General features: G+C 69.9%; 20 protein-coding genes. 6 read left to right on the top strand and 14 right to left on the bottom strand.

Annotated features, from left to right (window positions below):
- Window positions 1–63 precede the first annotated feature (63 nt).
- Both SK854_RS08140 and SK854_RS08135 read right to left on the bottom strand, forming a co-directional pair.
- Entirely contained in the window at window positions 64–1,026 is a 963-nt protein-coding gene (locus SK854_RS08140; RefSeq protein WP_319974381.1) for a DUF5914 domain-containing protein, read from the bottom strand.
- A gap of 13 nt (window positions 1,027–1,039) precedes the next feature.
- A complete protein-coding gene (locus SK854_RS08135) occupies window positions 1,040–1,966 on the bottom strand; it encodes a phytoene/squalene synthase family protein (protein ID WP_319974380.1) in 927 nt (308 codons plus the stop codon).
- Window positions 1,967–2,108: 142 nt separating this feature from the next.
- Between SK854_RS08135 and SK854_RS08130 the strand changes: the two genes are divergently transcribed.
- The 3 genes from SK854_RS08130 to SK854_RS08120 all read left to right on the top strand — a co-directional run bounded on the left by SK854_RS08130 (window position 2,109) and on the right by SK854_RS08120 (window position 6,106).
- Complete coding sequence (locus tag SK854_RS08130) at window positions 2,109–3,185, top strand: polyprenyl synthetase family protein (RefSeq protein ID WP_319974379.1); 1,077 nt, start codon at window positions 2,109–2,111, stop codon at window positions 3,183–3,185.
- 17 nt (window positions 3,186–3,202) lie between these two features.
- Window positions 3,203–4,675: a phytoene desaturase family protein gene (crtI, locus tag SK854_RS08125; protein ID WP_406601742.1), complete on the top strand. Its 1,473-nt coding sequence runs from the start codon at window positions 3,203–3,205 to the stop codon at window positions 4,673–4,675.
- A 63-nt stretch (window positions 4,676–4,738) separates the two neighbouring features.
- The gene (locus SK854_RS08120; RefSeq protein WP_319974896.1) at window positions 4,739–6,106 is read left to right on the top strand and encodes an alpha/beta hydrolase; all 1,368 of its coding nucleotides are present in this window, start codon (window positions 4,739–4,741) and stop codon (window positions 6,104–6,106) included.
- Here SK854_RS08120 and SK854_RS08115 read toward each other — a convergent pair.
- The 4 genes from SK854_RS08115 to SK854_RS08100 are packed head-to-tail and all read right to left on the bottom strand — an operon-like array spanning window position 6,084 to window position 10,531.
- Window positions 6,084–7,433: a GH1 family beta-glucosidase gene (locus SK854_RS08115; protein WP_319974378.1), complete on the bottom strand. Its 1,350-nt coding sequence runs from the start codon at window positions 7,431–7,433 to the stop codon at window positions 6,084–6,086. The genes SK854_RS08120 and SK854_RS08115 overlap by 23 nt on opposite strands.
- 18 nt (window positions 7,434–7,451) lie before the next feature.
- Window positions 7,452–8,339 carry a carbohydrate ABC transporter permease gene (locus SK854_RS08110; protein ID WP_319974377.1) on the bottom strand — a complete coding sequence of 296 codons (888 nt, stop codon included), beginning with the start codon at window positions 8,337–8,339 and terminating at the stop codon, window positions 7,452–7,454.
- A gap of 4 nt (window positions 8,340–8,343) precedes the next feature.
- Window positions 8,344–9,255 carry a carbohydrate ABC transporter permease gene (locus SK854_RS08105; RefSeq protein ID WP_319974376.1) on the bottom strand — a complete coding sequence of 304 codons (912 nt, stop codon included), beginning with the start codon at window positions 9,253–9,255 and terminating at the stop codon, window positions 8,344–8,346.
- 19 nt (window positions 9,256–9,274) lie between these two features.
- Entirely contained in the window at window positions 9,275–10,531 is a 1,257-nt protein-coding gene (locus SK854_RS08100; protein WP_319974375.1) for an ABC transporter substrate-binding protein, read from the bottom strand.
- Between the two features lie 204 nt (window positions 10,532–10,735).
- On the opposite strand from SK854_RS08100, the gene SK854_RS08095 reads away from it, so the two are divergent.
- Complete coding sequence (locus SK854_RS08095) at window positions 10,736–11,770, top strand: LacI family DNA-binding transcriptional regulator (protein ID WP_319974374.1); 1,035 nt, start codon at window positions 10,736–10,738, stop codon at window positions 11,768–11,770.
- A 148-nt stretch (window positions 11,771–11,918) separates the two neighbouring features.
- Here SK854_RS08095 and SK854_RS08090 read toward each other — a convergent pair whose 3' ends face one another.
- The 5 genes from SK854_RS08090 to SK854_RS08070 all read right to left on the bottom strand — a co-directional run bounded on the left by SK854_RS08090 (window position 11,919) and on the right by SK854_RS08070 (window position 16,022).
- Window positions 11,919–12,689, bottom strand: coding sequence for an SAM-dependent methyltransferase (locus tag SK854_RS08090; protein ID WP_319974373.1), 771 nt, complete (start codon window positions 12,687–12,689; stop codon window positions 11,919–11,921).
- 144 nt (window positions 12,690–12,833) lie between these two features.
- Window positions 12,834–12,980 (bottom strand): hypothetical protein, encoded by a 147-nt coding sequence (locus SK854_RS08085; RefSeq protein ID WP_319974372.1) that lies wholly within the window; start codon window positions 12,978–12,980, stop codon window positions 12,834–12,836.
- 53 nt (window positions 12,981–13,033) lie between these two features.
- Window positions 13,034–13,501 carry a MarR family winged helix-turn-helix transcriptional regulator gene (locus tag SK854_RS08080; protein ID WP_319974371.1) on the bottom strand — a complete coding sequence of 156 codons (468 nt, stop codon included), beginning with the start codon at window positions 13,499–13,501 and terminating at the stop codon, window positions 13,034–13,036.
- Window positions 13,502–13,527: 26 nt separating this feature from the next.
- Window positions 13,528–15,555, bottom strand: a complete 2,028-nt coding sequence (locus SK854_RS08075) for a xanthine dehydrogenase family protein molybdopterin-binding subunit (RefSeq protein ID WP_319974370.1) — start codon at window positions 15,553–15,555, stop codon at window positions 13,528–13,530.
- Window positions 15,552–16,022 carry a (2Fe-2S)-binding protein gene (locus tag SK854_RS08070; RefSeq protein ID WP_319974369.1) on the bottom strand — a complete coding sequence of 157 codons (471 nt, stop codon included), beginning with the start codon at window positions 16,020–16,022 and terminating at the stop codon, window positions 15,552–15,554. Before SK854_RS08070 ends, SK854_RS08075 begins: the two co-directional genes overlap by 4 nt.
- 65 nt (window positions 16,023–16,087) lie before the next feature.
- Here SK854_RS08070 and SK854_RS08065 point away from each other — a divergent pair, with 65 nt between their 5' ends.
- On the top strand, window positions 16,088–17,113 hold the full coding sequence (locus SK854_RS08065) for a hypothetical protein (protein WP_319974368.1): 1,026 nt from the start codon (window positions 16,088–16,090) through the stop codon (window positions 17,111–17,113).
- Here the strand turns inward: SK854_RS08065 and SK854_RS08060 are convergent.
- The 3 genes from SK854_RS08060 to SK854_RS08050 all read right to left on the bottom strand — a co-directional run bounded on the left by SK854_RS08060 (window position 17,049) and on the right by SK854_RS08050 (window position 19,249).
- Window positions 17,049–17,813, bottom strand: coding sequence for a GAF and ANTAR domain-containing protein (locus SK854_RS08060; protein ID WP_319974367.1), 765 nt, complete (start codon window positions 17,811–17,813; stop codon window positions 17,049–17,051). The genes SK854_RS08065 and SK854_RS08060 overlap by 65 nt on opposite strands.
- A gap of 329 nt (window positions 17,814–18,142) precedes the next feature.
- Window positions 18,143–18,763, bottom strand: coding sequence for a TetR/AcrR family transcriptional regulator (locus SK854_RS08055; protein WP_319974366.1), 621 nt, complete (start codon window positions 18,761–18,763; stop codon window positions 18,143–18,145).
- 36 nt (window positions 18,764–18,799) lie between these two features.
- Window positions 18,800–19,249, bottom strand: coding sequence for a nuclear transport factor 2 family protein (locus SK854_RS08050; RefSeq protein ID WP_319974365.1), 450 nt, complete (start codon window positions 19,247–19,249; stop codon window positions 18,800–18,802).
- A gap of 185 nt (window positions 19,250–19,434) precedes the next feature.
- Between SK854_RS08050 and SK854_RS08045 the strand changes: the two genes are divergently transcribed.
- A complete protein-coding gene (locus tag SK854_RS08045; protein ID WP_319974364.1) occupies window positions 19,435–20,262 on the top strand; it encodes an endonuclease/exonuclease/phosphatase family protein in 828 nt (275 codons plus the stop codon).
- Window positions 20,263–20,324: the final 62 nt, after the last annotated feature.

The following is a 20,324-nucleotide window of genomic DNA, read 5'->3' as shown; positions in this document are numbered from 1 at the left end:
TGAGTCGACCCTCGATGGGCACCCATCGTAAAATCGACTCAGAAACGACGCAACTTGGGGGGCTCAGTCGGGGAAGCGGCCCGCCTGGCGTAGTGTGTACCGGCGTTCGGCGTAGTCGAGGTCGTCGCGCCACAACCGTGCGGCTGCCCAGCGCATGACCGGCCGCAACGCCCCCGCCGCCGGCCTGGCCAGCGCGAACCCGCGCCGGTCCGAGTGCGCGATGGTCGCCTCCACCACGGCGGTCCGGCCGTCGCGGATGGGCGTCGCGTGCGTCTCGACGACGCTGCCCTCGCCTTCCCCCTCGACGATGTGCATCACGACCGTGCGCGGCTCCGGGCAGCTGAAGGCGGCGATGACCGGCACGCCGACCCGTCCGGCGACGCGGAAGGTGACCTCGACCAGGAAGCGGTCCTCCGTCTCGGTGGGGGTTTCGAGGACGTGCAGGTTCGCGAACGAGTAGGGGTGAAACCACGCGCCGTGCCAGGGGTCGAGCCGGTTGGCGACGACGTCCTCGGGGTCGCACCGGCCGATGAGCGTGGCCACAGCGTCGATCGATCCCGCCGGCGGCCTTTCGGGCAGCACGGGAGCGTCCAGCGGCTCCTCGCCACCCGCCCGGTCCAGCCGGACCCACACCAGCACTCCGTCGTCGTGCGCGGGGAACGGCGTCCACGCGCCGAACCGCGTGCCGTCGAGTGCGAGGCCGTGCCAGCGGCAGATCAGCTTGCCCTCGGCCACGGCGCCGTCGCACAGCGGAGCACCGAGGTGCGGACACGAGCCCGACCCCGCCATGAGCACGCCGTGCGGCCCGCGCCAGAGCACGACCTCCTGACCCGCGATGGTGCGGCCGCACGGCTTGCCCTTCACGACGTCCCTGCTGGCGCCCGCGACGAACCAGTTGCCGGACGGGCGTGCGGTGGCGCGCTTGAGCGCGGCCTCGATCAACGCCGGCTTGGCGTCCTGCCACGTCGGCCGTTGCTCCCGCCACGGCGGGCTCGAGTAGATCCGCAACGGGATCCGGTCACGCATCGACTTCCTCTCGTCAGGCCGCACGGGCGAACACCGCCCTCGCCAGCGCGGGCAGGGCGACCGCGAGCCGCCTGCCGTTCGACACGACGACGCGGCGCGACAGCACGTCGCAGTCCGCGCCCTCGACGAGGTCGAGAATCCGGCCGTACAGCCGGTAGGCGGTGAGCACGCAGGGCCTCGACCGCGGCGCGAGCATGCCGATGCCCGGCCACGCCCGCTCGTAGACCTGGCGCGCCCTGCGCACCTGGTCACGCAGGGCGGCCCGCACCTGCTGGTCGGCTCTGCCCTGAGCCCGCGCGTGCAGCAGGCGTTCCCGGTCGACGCCGAACGCCGCGAGCTCGTCGGCGGGCAGGTACACCCGGCCGCGGTCGAGGTCCTCGCCGACGTCGCGGATGAAGTTGGTGAGCTGGAACGCGACACCGAGCGCCGCCGCGGCCGGTTCGGCCTCCTCCCTGGGCACGCTGGTGCCGAGCACCGGCAGCACCTGCAGGCCGATCACCGCGGCGGATCCGTGCACGTACCGTTCGAGGTCGGCATAGGTGAGGTAGTCGGTGACGGTGAGGTCCATCCGCATCGATTCCATGAAGTCCTGGAAATGCCCGACGGGGATGTCGTAGCGGTGCACCGTGTCCATCAGCGCCGCCAGCACCGGGTCGTCCGTCGCCCCGTCCTTCAGCGCCTTCTGCAGGCGAACGTCGATCGCGCCGAGCGCGGCGGCCTTGTCGTCGATTCCACTGTGGACGTCGTCGACCACGTCGTCCACCCACCGGGCGAACCCGTACAGCGCGTGGACGGCGGGACGTTGCTCCGGGCTGAGCAACCTCGTTGCCAGGTAGTAGGTGCGGCCGTGCAGTGCGTTGAGCTCACGGCAGCGCCGGTACGCGTCGCGCAACGCCGGTGCGGTGACGCCCGCGGCATCCAGTTCGCGCTCAGCCGACATCAGGGGGTCCTTTCGAGCAGGAGGTTCCCCACGCTAAGTCCGCGAATTGCCTTCCGCACAACGACCGCGCTCATCATGCGGACCCCGCACCGCGCTGCTTAGCTCGGAGCATCGAACTCCCACCGACTTTCGAGGAACGCCGATGTCGCTGCTGACCAGCGTGGACGCTCGCACGTCGCGGGTGGACGACTTCCACGCCCTGCTCGACGAAGCACTGCACGAGTTCCTGCTCGCCCGGCAGGACCTGGCCACCGAGCTCACCGCCGAGCTGCGCGGGCTGGTCCTCGCCGGTGGCAAGAGGATCAGGCCCACGTTCGCCTGGTGGGGATGGCGTGCGGCAGGCGGCGCCGCGCCGGTGGACGCCGTGGTGCGGGCCATGGTGGCGCTGGAGTTGCTGCAGTGTTGCGCGCTGGTGCACGACGACGTGATGGACCGCTCGGCGACCAGGCGGGGCAGGCCGTCGACGCACGAGTCGTTCGCCGCCCTGCACCGGCGGGAACGGTGGGCCGCGAGCGCCCGCCGGTACGGCGACTCGGCCGCGATCCTGGTCGGCGACCTCGCGCTGGCGTGGGCGGACGACGCGCTGGTGACCGCCGGTCTTCCCGCCGAGGCGCTGAGCCGCGCCTGGGGGCCGTGGCAGGCGATGCGGACCGAGATGATCATGGGACAGCACCTCGACCTGCTGGCCGTCGCGCGGCGCGAGGAGTCGCTGGAGCACGCTGTGCGGGTGGCCGCGCTGAAGACCGCCGCGTACACGGTGGAACGGCCGCTGCACCTCGGAGCCGCCCTCGCGGGGGCTGACGACGACGTCGTCGACTGCCTGCGCGCGTACGGCCACGACATCGGCGTCGCCTTCCAGCTGAGGGACGACCTGATCGGGGTGTTCGGCGACCCCTCGGTCACCGGGAAGCCGGTGGGCGAGGACCTGAGGGAGGGCAAGCGGACGCCGTTGATGTCCATCGCGTTGTCCCGGGCGCAGGGCAAACCCGCGGCGCAACGGTTGCTGCGGCGCTGCCTGGAGAGCGGGACCGTCAGCGAGCGGACCGTGAGGGACGTGTGCGCGTTGCTCGTGGAACTCGGCGCCGTCACCGCGGTGGAGGAGCACATCGAGAGGCTGGCCGGATCGGGCATCGCGGCGCTGGACCGCGCGGCCATCGACGGCGACGCCCGTCACGAGCTGGTGCGCCTGGCCGGCCGCGCCGTGGCACGAACGACCTGAGCGAGGGGAACGCAGTGGTGCACGTGGTGAAAGGCCGCACGGATCGTGTGGTGGTGGTCGGCGCGGGACTCTCGGGGCTGTCGGCGGCACTGCACCTGCGCGGTGCGGGGCACGAGGTGACGGTCCTCGAAGGACGGCCGCACCCAGGTGGGCTCGCGGGTCGTCGCGACATCGGCGGCCACCGGATCGACACCGGCCCGACCGTGCTCACCATGCCGGAACTGCTGGACGACGCGTTCGCGGCCGTGGGCCGGCGGCGGGAGGACCACCTGGAACTGCTGCCGCTGCACCCCGCCTACCGCGCGACGTTCGCCGACGGCACGGCGCTGGACGTGCACACCGACGCGGACCGCATGGAACAGGCGGTGCGCGACTTCGCGGGGGACCGTGAGGCGCAGGGGTACCGCGATCTGCGGGCGTGGCTGACGAGGCTCTACGAGGTGGAACGCGACAGGTTCATCGGCGCGAGCTTCGACTCCCCGCTCGACCTGGCGGGCCCCGACCTGATCGCACTGGCCCGGCTCGGCGGCTTCGGCTCGCTGGCCAAGGCGGTCGGGCGGTTCCTGCACGACGACCGGCTCCGGCGCGTCTTCACCTTCCAGGCGCTCTACGCCGGGGTCGCACCGAAAGACGCTCTCGCCGCGTACGCCGTCATCGCCTACATGGACACGATTGCGGGCGTGTGGTTCCCGCGCGGCGGCATGCGCGCTGTGCCGCAGGCCATGGCGGACGCCGCTTCCGACGCGGGGGTGCGGTTCCACTACGGCGTGGAGGCCGAGGAGCTCGAACGGAGCGGTCACCGCGTCACGGCCGTGCGCACGGCCGACACCCGGTTCCCTTGCGACGCCGTCGTTCTCGCCACCGGACCCGCCCAGAGCACCCGGCTGCTGCACGGCGAACCGCGCCGGATCCGGCCGCTGCGCTGGTCACCGTCCGCGGTGGTCGTGCACCTCAGCGCCGGCCGAGTGGCGGACGACCTCGCTCACCACACGATCTCGTTCGGCGACAAGTGGGACGGCACGTTCGACGAGATCATCCGGCAGGGCAGGCTGATGAGCGACCCGTCGCTGCTGCTGACCACGCCCACCCTGACCGATCCCGCACTCGCGCCGGAGGGCAGGCACCTGCAGTACCTCCTGGCGCCCTGCCCGAACCTCGACGCCGCTCCGCTGCGCTGGGACGCGATGGCGCGCCGGTACGCCGAGGAACTCGTCGACGAGATGTCCGCGCGCAAGCTCCTCGTCGACGCCGAACCGCTCGCCGTCGTCACACCGGACGACTGGGCGCGCGACGGCCAGGCCGCCGGCACGCCGTTCTCCGCCGCGCACACGTTCGGCCAGACCGGCCCGTTCCGGCCGCGCAACCTGCCGTTCCGGGACGGCAACGTCGTGCTGGCGGGCAGCGGCACCACGCCCGGCGTCGGCATCCCGCCGGTGCTCATCTCCGGACGGCTGGCCGCCGAACGGCTCCGGCGTCCGGAGCAACCGTGAGAGCGCTTTCTCTCGTAGGGTGAGCCGCTTCAGGGCAAAGCTCGAGGGGGCGTCTTGCGCACGATGAGGCGGGCATTGGCGGCATCCGTCGCCGCTCTGGTTCTGGTGGTCACCGGAGGTGCGGCGCACGCCGAGCCGGCGCCGTCGATCGCCTGGGCGCCCTGCCCGGACAATCCCGACGGCGAGTGCGGAACGCTCAGCGTGCCGCTGGACTGGAAGAAGCCCCGCGGCGAACGCATCGACGTCGCGCTGGGGCGGCACAAGGCCACCGACCCGGCGCGGCGGCTGGGCGTGCTGATGGTCGACCCCGGTGGACCCGGCGGTTCCGCGGCGGAGTTCGCGCTCTCCGGCCTGTTCAGCCCGGAGGTCCGCGCCCGGTTCGACATCGTCGGCATCGACTCGCGGGGCACCGGGAACAGCCTGGCGTTGCGGTGTGCCGACCTCATGGACGGGCAGCCGTCGATCTATCCGGAAAACGAGGCCGGGTTCGCCGCGCTGCTCCAGCACAACAAGAACGTGCTGGCGAAGTGCCGCGAGCGCAGCGGGCCGATCTTCGACCACGCCGACAGCGCCGCCGTCGCGCAGGACATGGACGCGGCACGGCGGGCGCTGGGTGAGCGGAAGATCAGTTACTTCGGGCTGTCGTACGGCACGGTGTTCGGGCAGGCGTACGCCGAGAAGTTCGGCGGCAAGGTGCGGGCGATGGTCCTCGACAGCGTGGTCGACCACAGCGTGGATGCCCGGCGGTTCGTGGGGGACCGGGCGGCCGCCGCGGACGACGCGTTCCGGGAGTTCGAGAGCTGGTGCGACAGCTCGACCGACTGCGCCCTGCACGGACAGGACGTCAGGGCCGCCTGGGAAGCGGCACTCGTGCGGGCCGATGGCGAACCGGGAGGGCGCCAGGGCCTGCTCAACAACATGTACTTCGCGGTGCGAGGTCCCGACTGGCTCTGGGCCGCCGACCTGATCGCCGGGCAGACGTTGCGGACCCGGGCCTTCGAACCCAACTACGAGTCGGTCCGGCTCGCCACCGTCTGCCAGGACTTCTCCCTGCGCATCAGGAACTTCCAGGACTACGAACGGCTGCGGGCCGAGGAACTGCGGCGCTCACCGATCATGCGCGGCAGCCTCCTCGGCCACGACGAGGCCATGGCGTGCGTCGGCGTCCCCGGACCGCCCGCCAACCCGCCCCACCGCCTCGACATCTCCGGCGCGCCGAAGATCCTGGTCCTCAACGCCAAGTACGACCCGACGACCCCGTACGCGTGGGCGGTCAACATCAAACGGCAGGCGCCGCGCAACACCGCGTTGCTGACCTACGAGGGCTGGGGCCACATCGCCTACCCCCGCAGCGCCTGCACGCGGTCCAACGTCGACGCCTACCTGCTCGACTTGAAGACTCCCGCGATCAGTTGTCCTGCCGTGCCGTAGTGATGAACGAGCGGTACCAGTGGTAGCTGGCACGCGGAGTGCGTTGCAACGTCTGGTAGTCGACGTGCACCAGCCCGAACCGGTGCTTGTAGCCGTGCGCCCACTCGAAGTTGTCGAGCAGTGACCAGCAGAAGTAGCCGCGCAGATCCACGTCCGCGGCCTGGGCCGCCGCGATGTGGTCACGCAGGTAGGAGATGCGTTCGGTGTCCTCGAACCCCTCCGAATCCGGGTAGACGCAGCCGTTCTCCGTGACGTAGACCGGTGGCAGACCAGGATGCCGGGCCTTGAGGTCGGTCAGTGCGATCGTGAGACCGGCGGGTTCGACGGGCCAGCCCATGCCGGTGCGCGGCACGTCCGGGAGCTGGGTCGTGTCGACGCCGATGTCGTGGGCCGTGCGCTTGGCCGGGTCGGGCTCGCGGTGCGGCGCGTCGGCGACGTGCAGCCGGTAGTAGTAGTTGAGGCCGACGTAGTCCAGCGGCTGGCCGATGATCGCCAGATCGCCGTCGTGCCGGAACGAGAAGTCGCTGATCTCGCCGAACATCGACGTCATCTCGTCCGGGTACGCCGAACCGAACAGCGGGTCGGTGAACTGCCGCCGCAGCAGGCAGTCCTGCCGGCTGGCCGCGGCGACGTCGGCGGGGGAGTCGGTGACCGGCACGGTGGGTGACTGGTTCAGCACGATGCCGAACTCGCCGCCGGAACCGTTGGCGCGCATGGCCTGCACCGCGAGCCCGTGACCGAGCAGCAGGTGGTGCGCCGCCGCCAACGCGCCGTGTCCCTCGCGGGCGCCGGGCGCGTGGCGGCCTTCGCCGTAGCCCACGACCGACGAGCAGTACGGCTCGTTCAGCGTGGTCCACTTGGTGACGACGTCACCGAGCGCCTCGTGCACCAGGGCGGCGTAGTCGGCGAACCGGTGGGAGGTGTCGCGGTTGCGCCACCCGCCCTGGTCCTCCAGCGCCTGGGGCAGATCCCAGTGGTACAGCGTCAGGAACGGCTCGATCCCGTTGTCCAGCAACGCCTCCGCGAGGCGCCGGTAGAAGTCGAGGCCGCGTTGCTCGATCCGTCCGCTGCCCTCCGGCAGGATCCGCGACCACGACACCGAGAACCGGTACGCGTCGACGCCGAGGTCGACGAGCAGCCGCACGTCCTCTGCCCAGCGGTGGTAGTGGTCCGCCGCCACGTCCCCGGTGTCGCCGGACGCGACGGCACCGGGCACCTGCGCGAAGGTGTCCCAGATGGACGGACCGCGGCCGTCGAGCCTGGCCGCCCCTTCGATCTGAAAGGCCGAGGTCGCCACGCCCCAGCGGAAGCCGGCCGGAAAACTCACAACAGTCTCCAAAGAAGATCAGCCCTTGACGGCACCCGACATGATGCCGCCGACGATCTGGCGGCCGAACAACAGGAACACGAGCAACACCGGCACCGTGCCGATCGTCGCGGCGGTCAGCACCAGCGTGTAGTCGGTGGTGTAGCCGCTGGCCAAAGTGGACAGAGCGGTCTGCACGGTCGGGTTCTCCGGCACGAGCACCACCAGCGGCCAGAAGAAGTCGTTCCACGCCTGCATGAACGTGAACAACCCGAGCACGGCCGCGGCCGGACGAGCCGCGGGCAGCGCGACGTGCCAGAACAGCCGCAGCGAGTGGCAGCCGTCCATCCGTCCCGCCTCCAGCAGCTCGTCCGGGATCGCCCGCTCGAAGTACTGCCGCATGAAGAACACGCCGAACGCGGTGACGAGTCCCGGCACGATCACCGCGTGGATCTCGCCGGCCCAGCCGAACTCGCTCATCATCATGTAGAGCGGGATGATGCCGAGCTCGGTCGGGATCGCCTGGGTGGCGATGATGAGCAGCAGCAACACGTTGCGGCCGCGGAACTTCATCTTGGCGAAGGCGAACCCGGCCAGCGTCGAGAACAGCACCACCGAGATGGTCACCGTGCCCGACACGATGATCGAGTTCATCAGCGCCAGCGCGAAGTCGGTGGTGTCGAAGACGCGGGCGATGTTCGCGAAGAGGTGGCCGCCCGGCACCAGGACGGGCGGCACGCTGTCGATCGCGTCCGGTGTCTGCGAGGACACCACGAACGACCAGTACACGGGGAAGGCCGACCCGGCCAGGATCGCGATCAGCCCGGCGTACGTCCACGGCCCCGCCACACGTCTGGCCAGCCTGCGCGCCCTCGCCGAGGGTCCCGCCGGCTGCACGGGCGCCGGGCGCTCCAGCACTGCGGTCATGGGGTCACTCCGTCCGGATCCGTTTGGTCACCAGGTAGCCGAGACCGGCGACGATGACCGTGGCGATGGCCAGCACGACCGCGATCGACGAGCTGTAGCCGAAGTCGTAGTTCGTGAAGCCCTGCTCGTACAGGTACAGCGCGGCGGTCTGGAACTGCCGGTCGGAGCCACCTGTCGCGGCAGCGGCACCGGGGTTGAACAGCAGCGGTTCCGCGAGCAGCCGCATGTTGCCGGTGGTCGCGATGATCGTCGAGAAGATGATCTGCGGCCGCAGCAACGGCACCGTGATCCGCCAGAACTGCTGCCGCCCGTTCGCTCCGTCCAGGGTGGCCGCTTCGTACAGGGTCGACGGAATCGCCTGCATGGACGCCAGGAAGATCAGCGCGTGGTAGCCGGTCCAGCGCCACACCACCATCACGGCGATGGCGATGTGGGAGCTGGCCGTGCCGGCCTGCCAGTCGATCTGCCCGGCACCGAACAGCTCCAGCACCCAGTTGATCAGGCCGAAGTCGCGGCCGAACAGCTGCGCGAAGATGATCGTCACCGCCGCCACCGAGGTGATGTTCGGCAGGATCACGCCCATCCGGAACAGCGTGCGGGTGCGGACCTTGCGGTTGAGCAGCTGCGCGATGAAGAGCGCGAACAGGATCTGCGGGACCGTCGTCAGCAGCCACAGGCTCAGCGTGTTGCCCATGGCGTTCCAGAAGTACGGGTCCGCCATCAGCTTCGCGTAGTTGTCGAACCACACGAACGTCGCCGCGTCCGACTCGAGCAGGTTGCGGTCCTGCAGCGAGACCCAGATGGTGTAGAGCAGGGGGAACAGCCCGAAGACACCGAAGATCAGGAAGTACGGCGCCACGTATCCGTACGGCGCGAACTTGGTGTCCCACCGGTGTCTTCTGGCCGTCTTGTCCATCAGAACCATGATCAGCTCGTCACTTCTGGACGTCGCCGACGAACTGGCGCCACGACTCGTCGCCGTTCTGCTTGCCCTGCTCGACGCGCTGCATCGCGTTGCCGATCGCGGTCTGGATGTCACCGGCCTTCGGGCCCTGGTACTGCGGGTTCAGCTTCTTGGCCGCGTCGGTGAAGAGCTTGCCGATCGGCGCGTCGTTGAAGTACGGGTTCTTGTAGTCGACGATCGACGGGTCCTCGTACAGCTTCGGGATCGACGGCAGCAGCCCGGCGCTCTTGAACACCTTGGCCTGCTGCTCGGGCGCGGTCAGCCACGCCGCCAGCTCCACGGCCTTGTCGACGTTCTTGCCCGACTTGGGAACCGTCAGGTACGAGCCGCCCCAGTTGCCGCCACCGCCGGGCACGGAGGTGACGTCCCACTTGCCGGCGGCCTCGGGACCGGCCTGGTCCTTGATCTTGGCCATCTGCCACGCGGGACAGGTCACCGTCGCGAACTGACCCTGCTTGAACCCGGTGTTCCAGACGGGCGTCGAGTACAGCAGCTTGGACGACAGACCGGACTGCACGCCGTCGACGACGAGGTCCCAGGCGGCCTTGACCTCCTTGTTGTCACCCACGACGATCTTGTCGGTCTTGTCGTAGTAGCCGACCGAAGCCTGGCCGACGATCGCGTTGAGGACGGTCGGACCGCCGTCGAACCACTTCACGCCCTCCGGCGCCTTCTCCTGGAACTTCTTGCCCGCGGCCATGAAGTCCTGCCAGGTCGGCCACAGCGCCGCGACCTGGTCGCGGTCGGCGGGCAGCCCGGCGTTCTGCAGCAGGTCGCGGCGGTAGCAGATGGCCAGGCCGCCGATGTCGGTGCCGTAGCCGATCTGCTTGCCCTCCTTGCTGAGCGAGGCCTCCCACTTCCAGCTCAGCCAGCGGTCCTTGAGTTGGTCGCCGCCCTTGGTGTTGAGGTCGACGAACTTGTCCGGAGTGGCCTTGAACTGGTTGACGTACCCCGTGTCCACCGCCTCGATGTCCGCAGCGCCGCTGCTGGTGGCGAGGTGCGCGGCGAGGTTCTTGTGGTGGTCGGAGTAGGACGCGGTGCGGTCGGAGATCTCGACGTCCGGGTGCGCGGCCGCGTACTCCTTGAGCAGCTCGGCGTACCCGAAGTTGCCGAACAACCCGATGGTCAGCTTCGTCTTGCCACCGGACGCGGCGTCGCTGCCGCAACCGCTGAGCACCAGGGCGGTCGCCACCGCGGCGCAGCCGAGGGCGAGTGCTTTGGGGCGCATTTTTCCAGGCCTCCGTTGGTTTTTGGGCGCGCTGAAGCAGAAGAAGTGCTTCGTCGAGAAGGTGTGTGGCGCCAATGACAGCGGTGTTACGCGGTGTCCGTCAAGTAACGAGATGATAAACAGATCAACTTCCGCACCCGTTTGACTAGGGGAAGTGCTGCTCGTAGGGTCTATGTAACCGCTTACGGTATTTCGGGAGGTCCGATGGCGACCGGGCGAGAGATCGCCCAGCTCTGCGGCGTGTCCGTGGCGACGGTGTCGCGCGTCTTCAACCAGCCGGACACGGTGAACGAGGACACGCGGGAACGAGTGCTGCGGGTCGCGAAAGAGCTGGACTACCGGCCCAACGAGTCCGCGCGGGCGTTGTCGACGAAGCAGTCGACGATGATCGGCCTGGTCTGGGACACCGACCACCGCAGGCCCGGCTGGCGGCACCCGTACCTGCAGGACCTGTTGATAGGACTGAAGTCCGCGCTCAGCGCGCACGGCTACCACCTGCTGATGCTTGCGACCAGCGGCGACTCCCGGGAGGTCGGAGCCTCGCTCGCGGACCCGGTCGGCTACGTGAACATGACCCGCCGCCACCACCTCGGCGGGCTGGTCCTGATCGACAGCGGCTCCGATGCCGACGCGTTCGAATCCTTTGCGCAGTCAGGGTTTCCGTGCGTCGCGCTGGACGTGGCCGTCGACGGGCCCAGGGCCACCTACGTGACGTCGGACAACGTGGGCGGCGCGCTGTCGGCCGTCCGTCATCTCGTCGGTCTCGGCCACTCCCGGATCGCGACGATCACCGGCCCGCCGGGCAACCAGCCCTCCGAAGCCCGAGTTTCCGGCTACCGCACGGCATTGCGGGAGGCGGGCATCGAGCCGCGCGACGACTACGTGGTCGCCGGCGACTTCTACCGAGCGAGTGGAACCGCTGCCACGCACCGGCTTCTGGCGCTGGACGAGCCGCCGACCGCGGTGTTCGCGGCCAGCGACGAGATGGCGGTCGGCGCACTGCTGGCCGCCCGTGCCGCCGGTCTGCGGGTGCCCCAGGACCTGGCGCTCGTCGGGTTCGACGACATCGAGATCGCCTCGGTGGTCGATCCGGCGCTGACGACGGTGGCGCAGGACAAGCCGGGGTTCGGGGTGGCGGCGGCGAAGGCGATCATGGCCATGATCACCGGCGCCGGGCGCGAGGAGCCCGTGATGCTGCCTACGCAGCTGGTCGTCAGGGACTCCTGCGGAGCGCGTTAGCGGCGTGGCCTGGAACGTTCCCGGGCGAACTCGCTGTCAGGCGCCGCGAGGTGCCCTGCCGAGAGTGGATTCGGTCGCCAACGGGCCGGGCCACCAGGGCCTGTGTCGAAGTCGCCCCACCCGCGGGAGGTGTCGTGAGGGTTTCCTCTCACGACACCTCGGTCGATGCCGGTGAAGGTGTGCGCCGCAGCAGGAGTACGACGAACCCGAGAACTCCGCGGTAGCCGCCCAGCCAGCTGGCGCGGTGGGCCGCTGACGTCTGAAGAGCGAGGTCGCTGCCGGGGTGTTCGGGATTGTCGAGGGCCCACTGGGCGAGGGTGCCGGTCCAGCACCATTGGTACTCGTCCCACTCCGCGATGGTGCTGATGTATCCGTAGACCGGCGTCCACCCGTCGGCGACGACCTGGGCCACGGTGGTCGGGAGATCCGCGTACTTCTGCGGACCGTTCTCCTGTTCCGCGCGGACGGCGGCGTCGGGTTCGCGCTCCCAGAAGCAGTCGCCGAGCAGGAGCATCCCGTCTTCGGCGAGGTGTTCCCGAGCGGCGTTCAACGTGGGGAGCAGCCCGCCGTACGCGTAGGCGGCCCCCACGCTGAGCACCAGGTCCGCTTTCCTGGTCGACCGGTACTCGGCGACGTCCTGGCGGCGCAGTTCGAGCCGATCGGCCAGACCGAGCCGGGCGGCCTCGCCCAGGACGTGGTCGAAGCCTTCACCCGAGATGTCGACTCCGACAGCCGTTACGCCGTCGCGCGCCTGTAGCGCGCGTAGCAACCAGGTGCCGTCGCCGCAGCCCAGATCGAGCAGGTGATCGTCCTGCTCGCGGATGGCCCGGTCGAGGAGGTGCGCCACTGTGCTGTCGCTCAACGGCGCGGATATCGGGTGGTCGGTGTGCGCGATTGCGGTGAGTTCGTGTCGGTCCACCAGCGCTGTCTAACAGAGTGTGGATCTTGTGCGCAGGCATTTCGCAGTGGAGGTGGTGGCAACCCCTGCTGCCGAAGACGCCCTGGTCCGGCCGGTCCACCAGTGCGATCGGTTTCTTCGGTGCCGGCGCGCGGCAGCTGTCGGTCAGAGTCGTTCGTCGATCGCGGTGACGTGGACGGTGGCGTCGCAACGCGCGGCGAGCTTGTCGTACCGAGGCGCCACCCCGCGATGACGCTTGAGCGCGTAACGCTGCTTGTAGGCCAAGGGGTCGCCCGTTTCGATCGTCGACACGCCCATCAGCGGCGACCCGGTTCAGTGCATCGCTGCCGGCCTCGACACAGGCATTAGTCCCTTGTGGACGTCGCGGCCGCGATGAGTGCGATCAGCTGCTGCCGGAAGTGCTCGTAGTCGTCCACGGCGCCGAGCAGCGTGTCGGACTCGCGTTCCTCGCGACGGGCGGCGGCGAGGGCGCGGCGGCCCGCCGGGGTGATCTTCACCGACGTGCGCCTGCGGTCCTGCTGGTCCTGGCTGCGCACGACGTGGCCGCCGCGGTCGAGGTGCTCGATGGTGCGGCTCATGGTCTGGTCGGTGACCCGGCACAGCACGGCGAGCTCGCGCTGGGACCGCGGTCCGTCGGCGAGGTGGTGCAGGGTGATCATGCCCGCGTGGGTGAGACCGCGGCCCGCCAGGAAGTCCTCGAAGCGCTTCTCGACCACGCGCGCCGCGACCGACAGGAGCCTGCCGGTCGGCCAGGAGTCGACGTCCACCTGGTCCGGGCGGTCTGGCACCGCCGGCTCGTCTCCCTGCGCCACGGTGCCATCATCCCAGACCCGCCCGATCACCCCACGTCGGTCCCGAACGGCATGCCCGTCACGGGCGTGTCGCCCGCGAGCGCCGCCGCGATGGCCGCGGCCGCCGGTGGGTAGGCGAGTTCGCCGAGGCCGCCCAGCGGAGCGGTCGACGGCACGATCGTGACGTCGATGTCGGGTGTCTGGGTGATCCGCGCCCACCGGTAGTCGCCGAACGACGACTCCGCGACGTGTCCTTCCCGGACGGTGATCTGCGCACCGAGCACAGTGGACAGTGCGTCGGCCACGCAACCCTCCACCTGGGCGCGGACCCCGGACGGGTGCAACGCCACCCCGACGTCGACGGCCGCGTGCACGCGCAGCACGCGACGCGATCCCGGTTCGGCGACGGCGATCACCGCGATCGCGGAGCCGTATTCCTCCAGACAGGCCACGCCCCGCGAGGTGCCGGGCACCGGTGGCGCGCTCCAGCGGGCGCGGTCGGCGACGGTGTCGAGCACCTTGTGCAGCCGCGAACCCGCGGGCAGCAGCGTCCGGCGCAGCGCTACCTGGTCGAGGCCGGACCTCGTGCCGATCTCGCTCAGGAAGTTCTCCTCGGCGTAGAGGAACTGCCCCGCGTAGACGGATCGCCAGAATCCTGTACGCAGCGGTGCGGGCCGCACGGTGACCGTGACGTCGCCGGGCACGGTGTAGGGGAAGTGGTCGCCGCTCGCCTTGATCAGGGCGGGATTGGCGAAGAAGGGCAGGACGGTCAGCGGCCAGGTGACGACCTCGTGGGCCCTGCGGACGGGAAGGCCGTCGGCGCCGATCTCCGCGGACATCCTGTGCACCGACATCGGCCGGTAGGAGTCGTTGCGCATGTCGTCGGCCCGTGTCCACAGCACTTGGACAGGGGCGCCCGCGCGTCGTGAGCAGGCCACCGCCTCCAGCACCGGATCAGGCTCGATGCGCCGCCCGAACGCGCCGCCGGACGCCGCCGTCTCCACCCGCACCGCCGTCGCGGGCAGGCCGAGCTGACGCGCCAGCTGGGTGCGCAACGCTCCGGGGTCCTGCGTCGGCGCCCAGATGGTCACGCCATCCGGACGGACGTGGGCGGTGGCGTTCATCGGTTCCATCGGAGCGTGCGCGAGCAACGGCATCTGGTAGGTCCGCTGCAGGCCGTTGATCGGGCTCTGCGCGGGCAACGCCGAGTGCAGATCGGCGAGCCATGCGCGGCTGTCCGCACCGGGTGTGCCGCCGCGCCAGGTGATTCGCAGGGCTTCACGGCCTCGCAACGCCTGGTGGGTCGACCTGGCGATCACGGCGACGCCGCCCTGGCCCTCGGCCGGCGCGGTGAGCGTCAGGACGTCGACCACGCCTGGCAGGGCTCGGGTCGCGGTGTCGTCGATCGTGTCGGGAACCGCGCCGATCCACGGCGGGCGGGCCACGACCGCGACCATGCCACCGGGAGGCCGCGAGTCGATGCCGTACCGGACGCGACCGGTGACGACGTCGCGGGCATCGACCCGGCCGCCACGGGTCTTGCCCAGCAGCCGCCACTTCTCCGGCGGCGTGAGCTCGACGGGCACGGTGGCGGGGTCGAGGGCCGCGGCGGCGCGCACGAGCGCCCGGTACGGCAGCCGGCCACGACGGGGATGGCGCACGGCGCCGTCCTTCGCCGTGCACTCGCTGACCGGCACGCGCCAGCGCTGCGCGGCGGCGGTGACGAGCAGGCAGCGCGCGGTCGCGGCGGCCGTGCGGATCGGGGTGGAGAGCTGCCGCACGGACGTCGAGTTGGCGACACCCTGCGAGCCGAAGCGTTCGGTGTCACCGTGCGCCTGTTCCAGCGTGATGTCGCCGGCCTCGACCGCGAGTTCTTCGGCGACCATCAGCGCGACCACGGTCCGCACGCCCTGGCCGGTGTCCGGACGGGGCACGGTCGCGGTGATCCGGCCCGCGTCGTCCAGCCGTACGAAGACGTTCGGCACGAGGCCTTCGGTGGCGAGCGCGGGCACCGGCACCGCGACGATCAGGGCGCCGACTCCCGCACCGCGCAGCAACGTCCGCCTGCTGATCATCGTTCCTCCCGCATGATCCGGCTGGCGCGGCGCACGGCGTCGCGGATGCGCGGATAGGTGCCGCAGCGGCACACGTTGTCGCGCAGGGCCTCGTCGATCGCCGCGTCGTCCGGGTCCGGATCACGGGCGAGCAGCGCCGCCGCGGCCATGACCTGGCCGGGCTGGCAGTAGCCGCACTGCGCCACGTCGAGCTCGCGCCACGCCCGCTGCACCGGGTGGTCCCCGTCGCGCGACAGCCCCTCGATCGTCGTGATCCGGGTCTGCGCGCTGTCCGCCGCCGTCCGCACGCAGGGCCGTGCGGCCTGACCGTCCACATGGGACGTACAGGCACCGCACAGGCCGACCCCGCACCCGTACTTGACCCCTGTCAGCCCCAGCTCGTCCCGCAACACCCACAGCAGGGGAGTGTCGCCCTCGACGTTCACCTCGTGCCGTTCACCGTTGACGCGCAACAGATATCGGGCCACCGCGCTGCCTCCTGATTTGCTCAGTGCGCTGAACGTATCACGACGAACCGTGCATAATGCTCAGCATGCTGAACGATACGCGGCGGCCGGGTCCGACCGTGCTGGTGTGGGGTGTGGTGGCGAGTGCGCTGCTCACGGGCCTGGTGTGGCTGCTGGGTCAGCGGCTGCACGGCATCGCGTTGCTGCCCGACCAGGGCGCGTCTTGGTACTACTGGAAGCTGCCGGATCCGACCTTCTGGACCAGGGCGTCCGCCTGGCTGGGCTACGCGGCGCACCAACTCGTGTCGTGGGGTCTCATCTACTACGCGCAGACCAGAGTCCGGCGCTACACCACCGGCCTGCACCGCCTCAACGTCGTCGCCCTCGCCGCGAACGGCGCGTTCATCGGCCTGCACGCCCTGCAGACGCAGGTGTTCTACGACGGCCTCGCCCAGGACGTCTCGATCTTCAGCTCGCAGGGCTCCGTCGTCCTGCTGCTCGTGGTCGTCCTGCTGATGGAGAACCGCCGCCGCGGCCTCGTGCTCACCTGGTCGGCGCCGATCTCCGCGCAGGTCGTCGGGTTCGCCCGCCGCTACCACGGCTACCTGTTCAGCTGGGCCGCGATCTACACGTTCTGGTACCACCCGATGGAGTCCTCGAGTGGGCACCTCATCGGGTTCTTCTACATGTTCCTGCTGCTCGTGCAGAGCAGTCTGATGTTCACGACATCCCACACGAACCGCTGGTGGACGCTGACCCTGGAGCTGCTCGTGGCCGCGCACGGCACGCTCGTCGCCGTGATGAACTCCGGCCCGAACGGGATGTGGCCGATGTTCTTCTTCGGGTTCGTCGCGATCTTCGTGCTCACCCAGATGCACGGCGTCGGCCTCAGCGCGGGGACGCGGTGGTGGATCGGCGGCACCTTCGTGGTCGCCGCCCTCGCCGTCTACTCCTGGCGAGGGCTCGGCAGGATCGACGAGGTCGTGCGGATCCCGTTGATCGAATACCTGCTGGTGGCGGTGCTCGCCGTGTTGATCTGGGCGGGCGTCAGGCTGGCTCGTCCTGCCGCGTCACCGACTCGAGCAGCTTCGCCGCGACGTCGCGGAGCTTGACGTTCAGGCGCTGCGACTCCGCCACGAGCAGCTCGAACGCGTCATCCGCGCTGCACGAGTGCACCGCCATCAGCACGCCTTTCGCCTGGTCGATCACGGCGCGGGACCCCAGGGCCCGCTCCAGCTGCTTGACCTGGCCCTGTGAGTGCTGCCAGCGCTGGGCACTGGTGATCGTGGCGGACGCGGCCGTGGTGAACAGCCGCATGAGGCCCTCGTCGAACGGGTCGAAGGCCTTCGCCGTGTAGCTGTAGATGTTGAACGTGCCGATGTGCCGCGCTTCGGAGTCGTCCGAGGCCGGCAGCACGACCGGTACTGACAGGTACGCGCGCACGCCGGCCTCCTCGGCCGCGGCCTCGAACTCGGGCCACGCCTCGCGGTGCTCGCCGATCACCGCCCGCACGGGCGTCAGGTTGAGCGCCGACTCCAGGCACGGCCCTCGACCGGAGTCGTACTGCTTCTGGTCGAGTTCGACGAGTCGCTGGTCCGTGGTCGCGGCCGTGTGCGGCTTGTCCTCCGTGACGACGGAGACGGTCACCGCGTCGGCGTCGGGCACAGCCCTGGCCGCGGTCTCCGCGACCCGCTGCAACGCGTCGTCGAGGGACTCCTCGCCGGTGAACGCGTCGTGCAGCTGCGTCAGCGCCTCGGTGGTCTCGTCCAGGCGCGCCATCGGATCGGGGCGTTCGCTGTCGATCGATCTCACCGATCCTGATTGCACGTAGTCCGCCATGCCGCGGCCCCTTCTGCCTCTGCGGAGTCCACGGCGCCGGCTGCTTGACGCACGTTCAGCGCATCGTACGGCCACCGGGCGATCAGGGGTCCAGGACCGGGCGCGCGGAACCGGACCGGCGGCGGGTCGCTGGAGTGTTTCAACTTCCCGTCACCGGCCCGGCCGGACCACCCGAAGGGGGTCCTCCGTGCGAACACGCGCGTGTTCGGCGTGTTGTCAGTACCCCGCCGGTGCCGTTCTCACACGGCGCGGTCACGTTCCCGGTTCGCTTCGTGTCCGCGAACGTGGACCTTCATGCGAGCTCAGGTTCTTCTCGAAGGGCCGAGGGTCATGGAGGCGAGGACGATCTCCTGTGCCGCGCGGATCGTGGCAGGGAGGGCGGCCGGGTCCCGGCTGATGCGCTCGATGCCCGCGCGCATCGCCCCGGACAGCAGTTCCACGGTGAGCCGCACGTCTTCGACGCCGTGGAACTCACCACCGGTGAGACCGTCCTCGACGACGTTCTCCACCTCGACCACGAGCGCGGTGAACGGGTTGTCCGGCCCGTCCGGCAGATCGGCCACCAGTGAGCCGGAGTTCGGGAGGAACATCAGTCGCATGGCGTGGTTCGTGGACGCGGACAGGATCACCTCGATGATCTCCCGCAGCCGGTCCGCGGCCGGGTCCGGTGAGCGCGCGGCGATCGAGGCCACCTGCTCGGCCAGGGGACGGCTCGCCCGGCGAGCGAGTTCCAGGACCAGTGCGCGCTTGTCGGCGGCGTAGTTGTAGAGCGTGTTGCGCGCGAGTCCCGCCCTGGCCGCGATGTGGCCCATGTTGATCGACTCGTAGTCGCGTTCGAGCAGCAGTTGCCGCATCGCCTCGGTGAGGTCCGCCCACACCATCTCGTGGTGTTCCTCGATGGTGGCGGCGCGAATCCGCGGCATCTGATCGTTCTCCTCGGTCGTGGGCGGGACCGCCTGCTACCGCGCGAGCGCTACGTCCGGCATCGTCGGCTGGTTCTCCTGGTGGACGGCGGTCAGCTTGACACGGTTGAGCCGCCAGCCGTCCGGCGTGCGGACCGCCTCGTTGTCGTAGAAGCCGACGACCAGCCAAGGTCCGGCGCCGCACGGTAGCCAGTGCTCGGCGCGGACGTGTGCGTGGATCTTCGCGGTGTCGCCGTCGAGGTCGACCACGTGACCGGTGATGGCGTGGTGCGTCGCCTTGAACGGCGCGAAGCCGGCGCGGAGGGCTTCGACGTAGTCGCTGAGCGGGATCGTCATCGGCGCCATGCCCGTCACGGACTCGAAGTCGAGCGTGGGCGTGTCGGTGAAGACCCGGCCGGGCAGGGTCGTGAACTCCTTCAGGTCCGCGATGTCGGCGTAGTGGCTGATCAGTTCGATGAGTTCGGCGCGATCTTCGAGCGTGGTCATGACGACTCCCGGCTTTTGCGACAATCTGTCGCAAAAGATTACGACAGGTTGTCGTGAACGGCAACCGGGAACGCTCGATCCGGCTCCGGCAGGCACGCACGACGTGTAGAACGACGGTGGCGGTTCGCTCCGGAGATGGGCCGGGGTGGACGCCACCTGTGGGGGACTCCATCAACGGAGGACGAATGAGTCGACGAAGTGCGGCGGTTCTGGCGATCGCGGCGGCGTTCGGGCTGGGAACGCTGGTCCCATCGGCGGCGCCCGCCGCGGCCGCGGAACGGTTCTGGGAGCTCCAGCTGAACCTGTGCAACAGCGGCGTTCCCGGGGTGAACTGCTACGCGCAGGGCCGATCGATCATCGAGGGCGGTGACCTGATCGCCCGGCTGCGCCCGAACATGGTGACGTTGAACGAGATCTGCGCCAACGACCTGCCCGACTACCTCGTGCCATCGCTCGTGAAGGCGTGGCCGGGCGACCGGGTGTACGCGCAGTTCGCGCCGGCGCTGCGCAGGGACACCGGTACGCCGGTGAAGTGCGCCAACGGTCAGGATTACGGCAACGCCGTGATCGTCCGGGTGGCGGCGGCGAACTACCAGGGTGTGAAAACCTACAGCGGCAGGTATGCCGGCCAGGACGGCGGCAACGAGCAGCGGACGTACGTGTGCGTGTACGCGATCGGTGATCACCTCGGATGCGCGACGCATCTGTCCGCCAGCAGCGAACCGGTCGCCCTCGCGCAGTGCCGGTCCCTGCTGTTCGACGTCATCCCGCAGATCCGGGCGGCCGAGGGCGTGACCGGGAAGACGATCGTCGGTGGCGACTTCAACCTGGAGTACGACACCTCCGATCCGGAGAACGCGCAGAACTGCGTCCCACCCGGCCACATCCGCAAGGGCGACAACGACGTGCAGCACGTGGTGTTCTCCAACGACATCGCGTTCGTCAGCACCTCCAAGTACGGCATGAGCCACACCGACCACGACGGGTTCCTGGTGCGCCTGACCAAGCCGTGACGGCGTGAGCGTCGCCCGTTGCGGTGGGCGACGCTCATCAGCCAATCCGGTGAGCGGCCGGC

The sequence above is a fragment of the Lentzea sokolovensis genome, from assembly GCF_033949975.1.
GTDB lineage: Bacteria > Actinomycetota > Actinomycetes > Mycobacteriales > Pseudonocardiaceae > Lentzea > Lentzea sokolovensis.
Note: the sequence above shows the minus strand (reverse complement) of the source record. Positions and strands in the feature narration are given on the sequence as shown.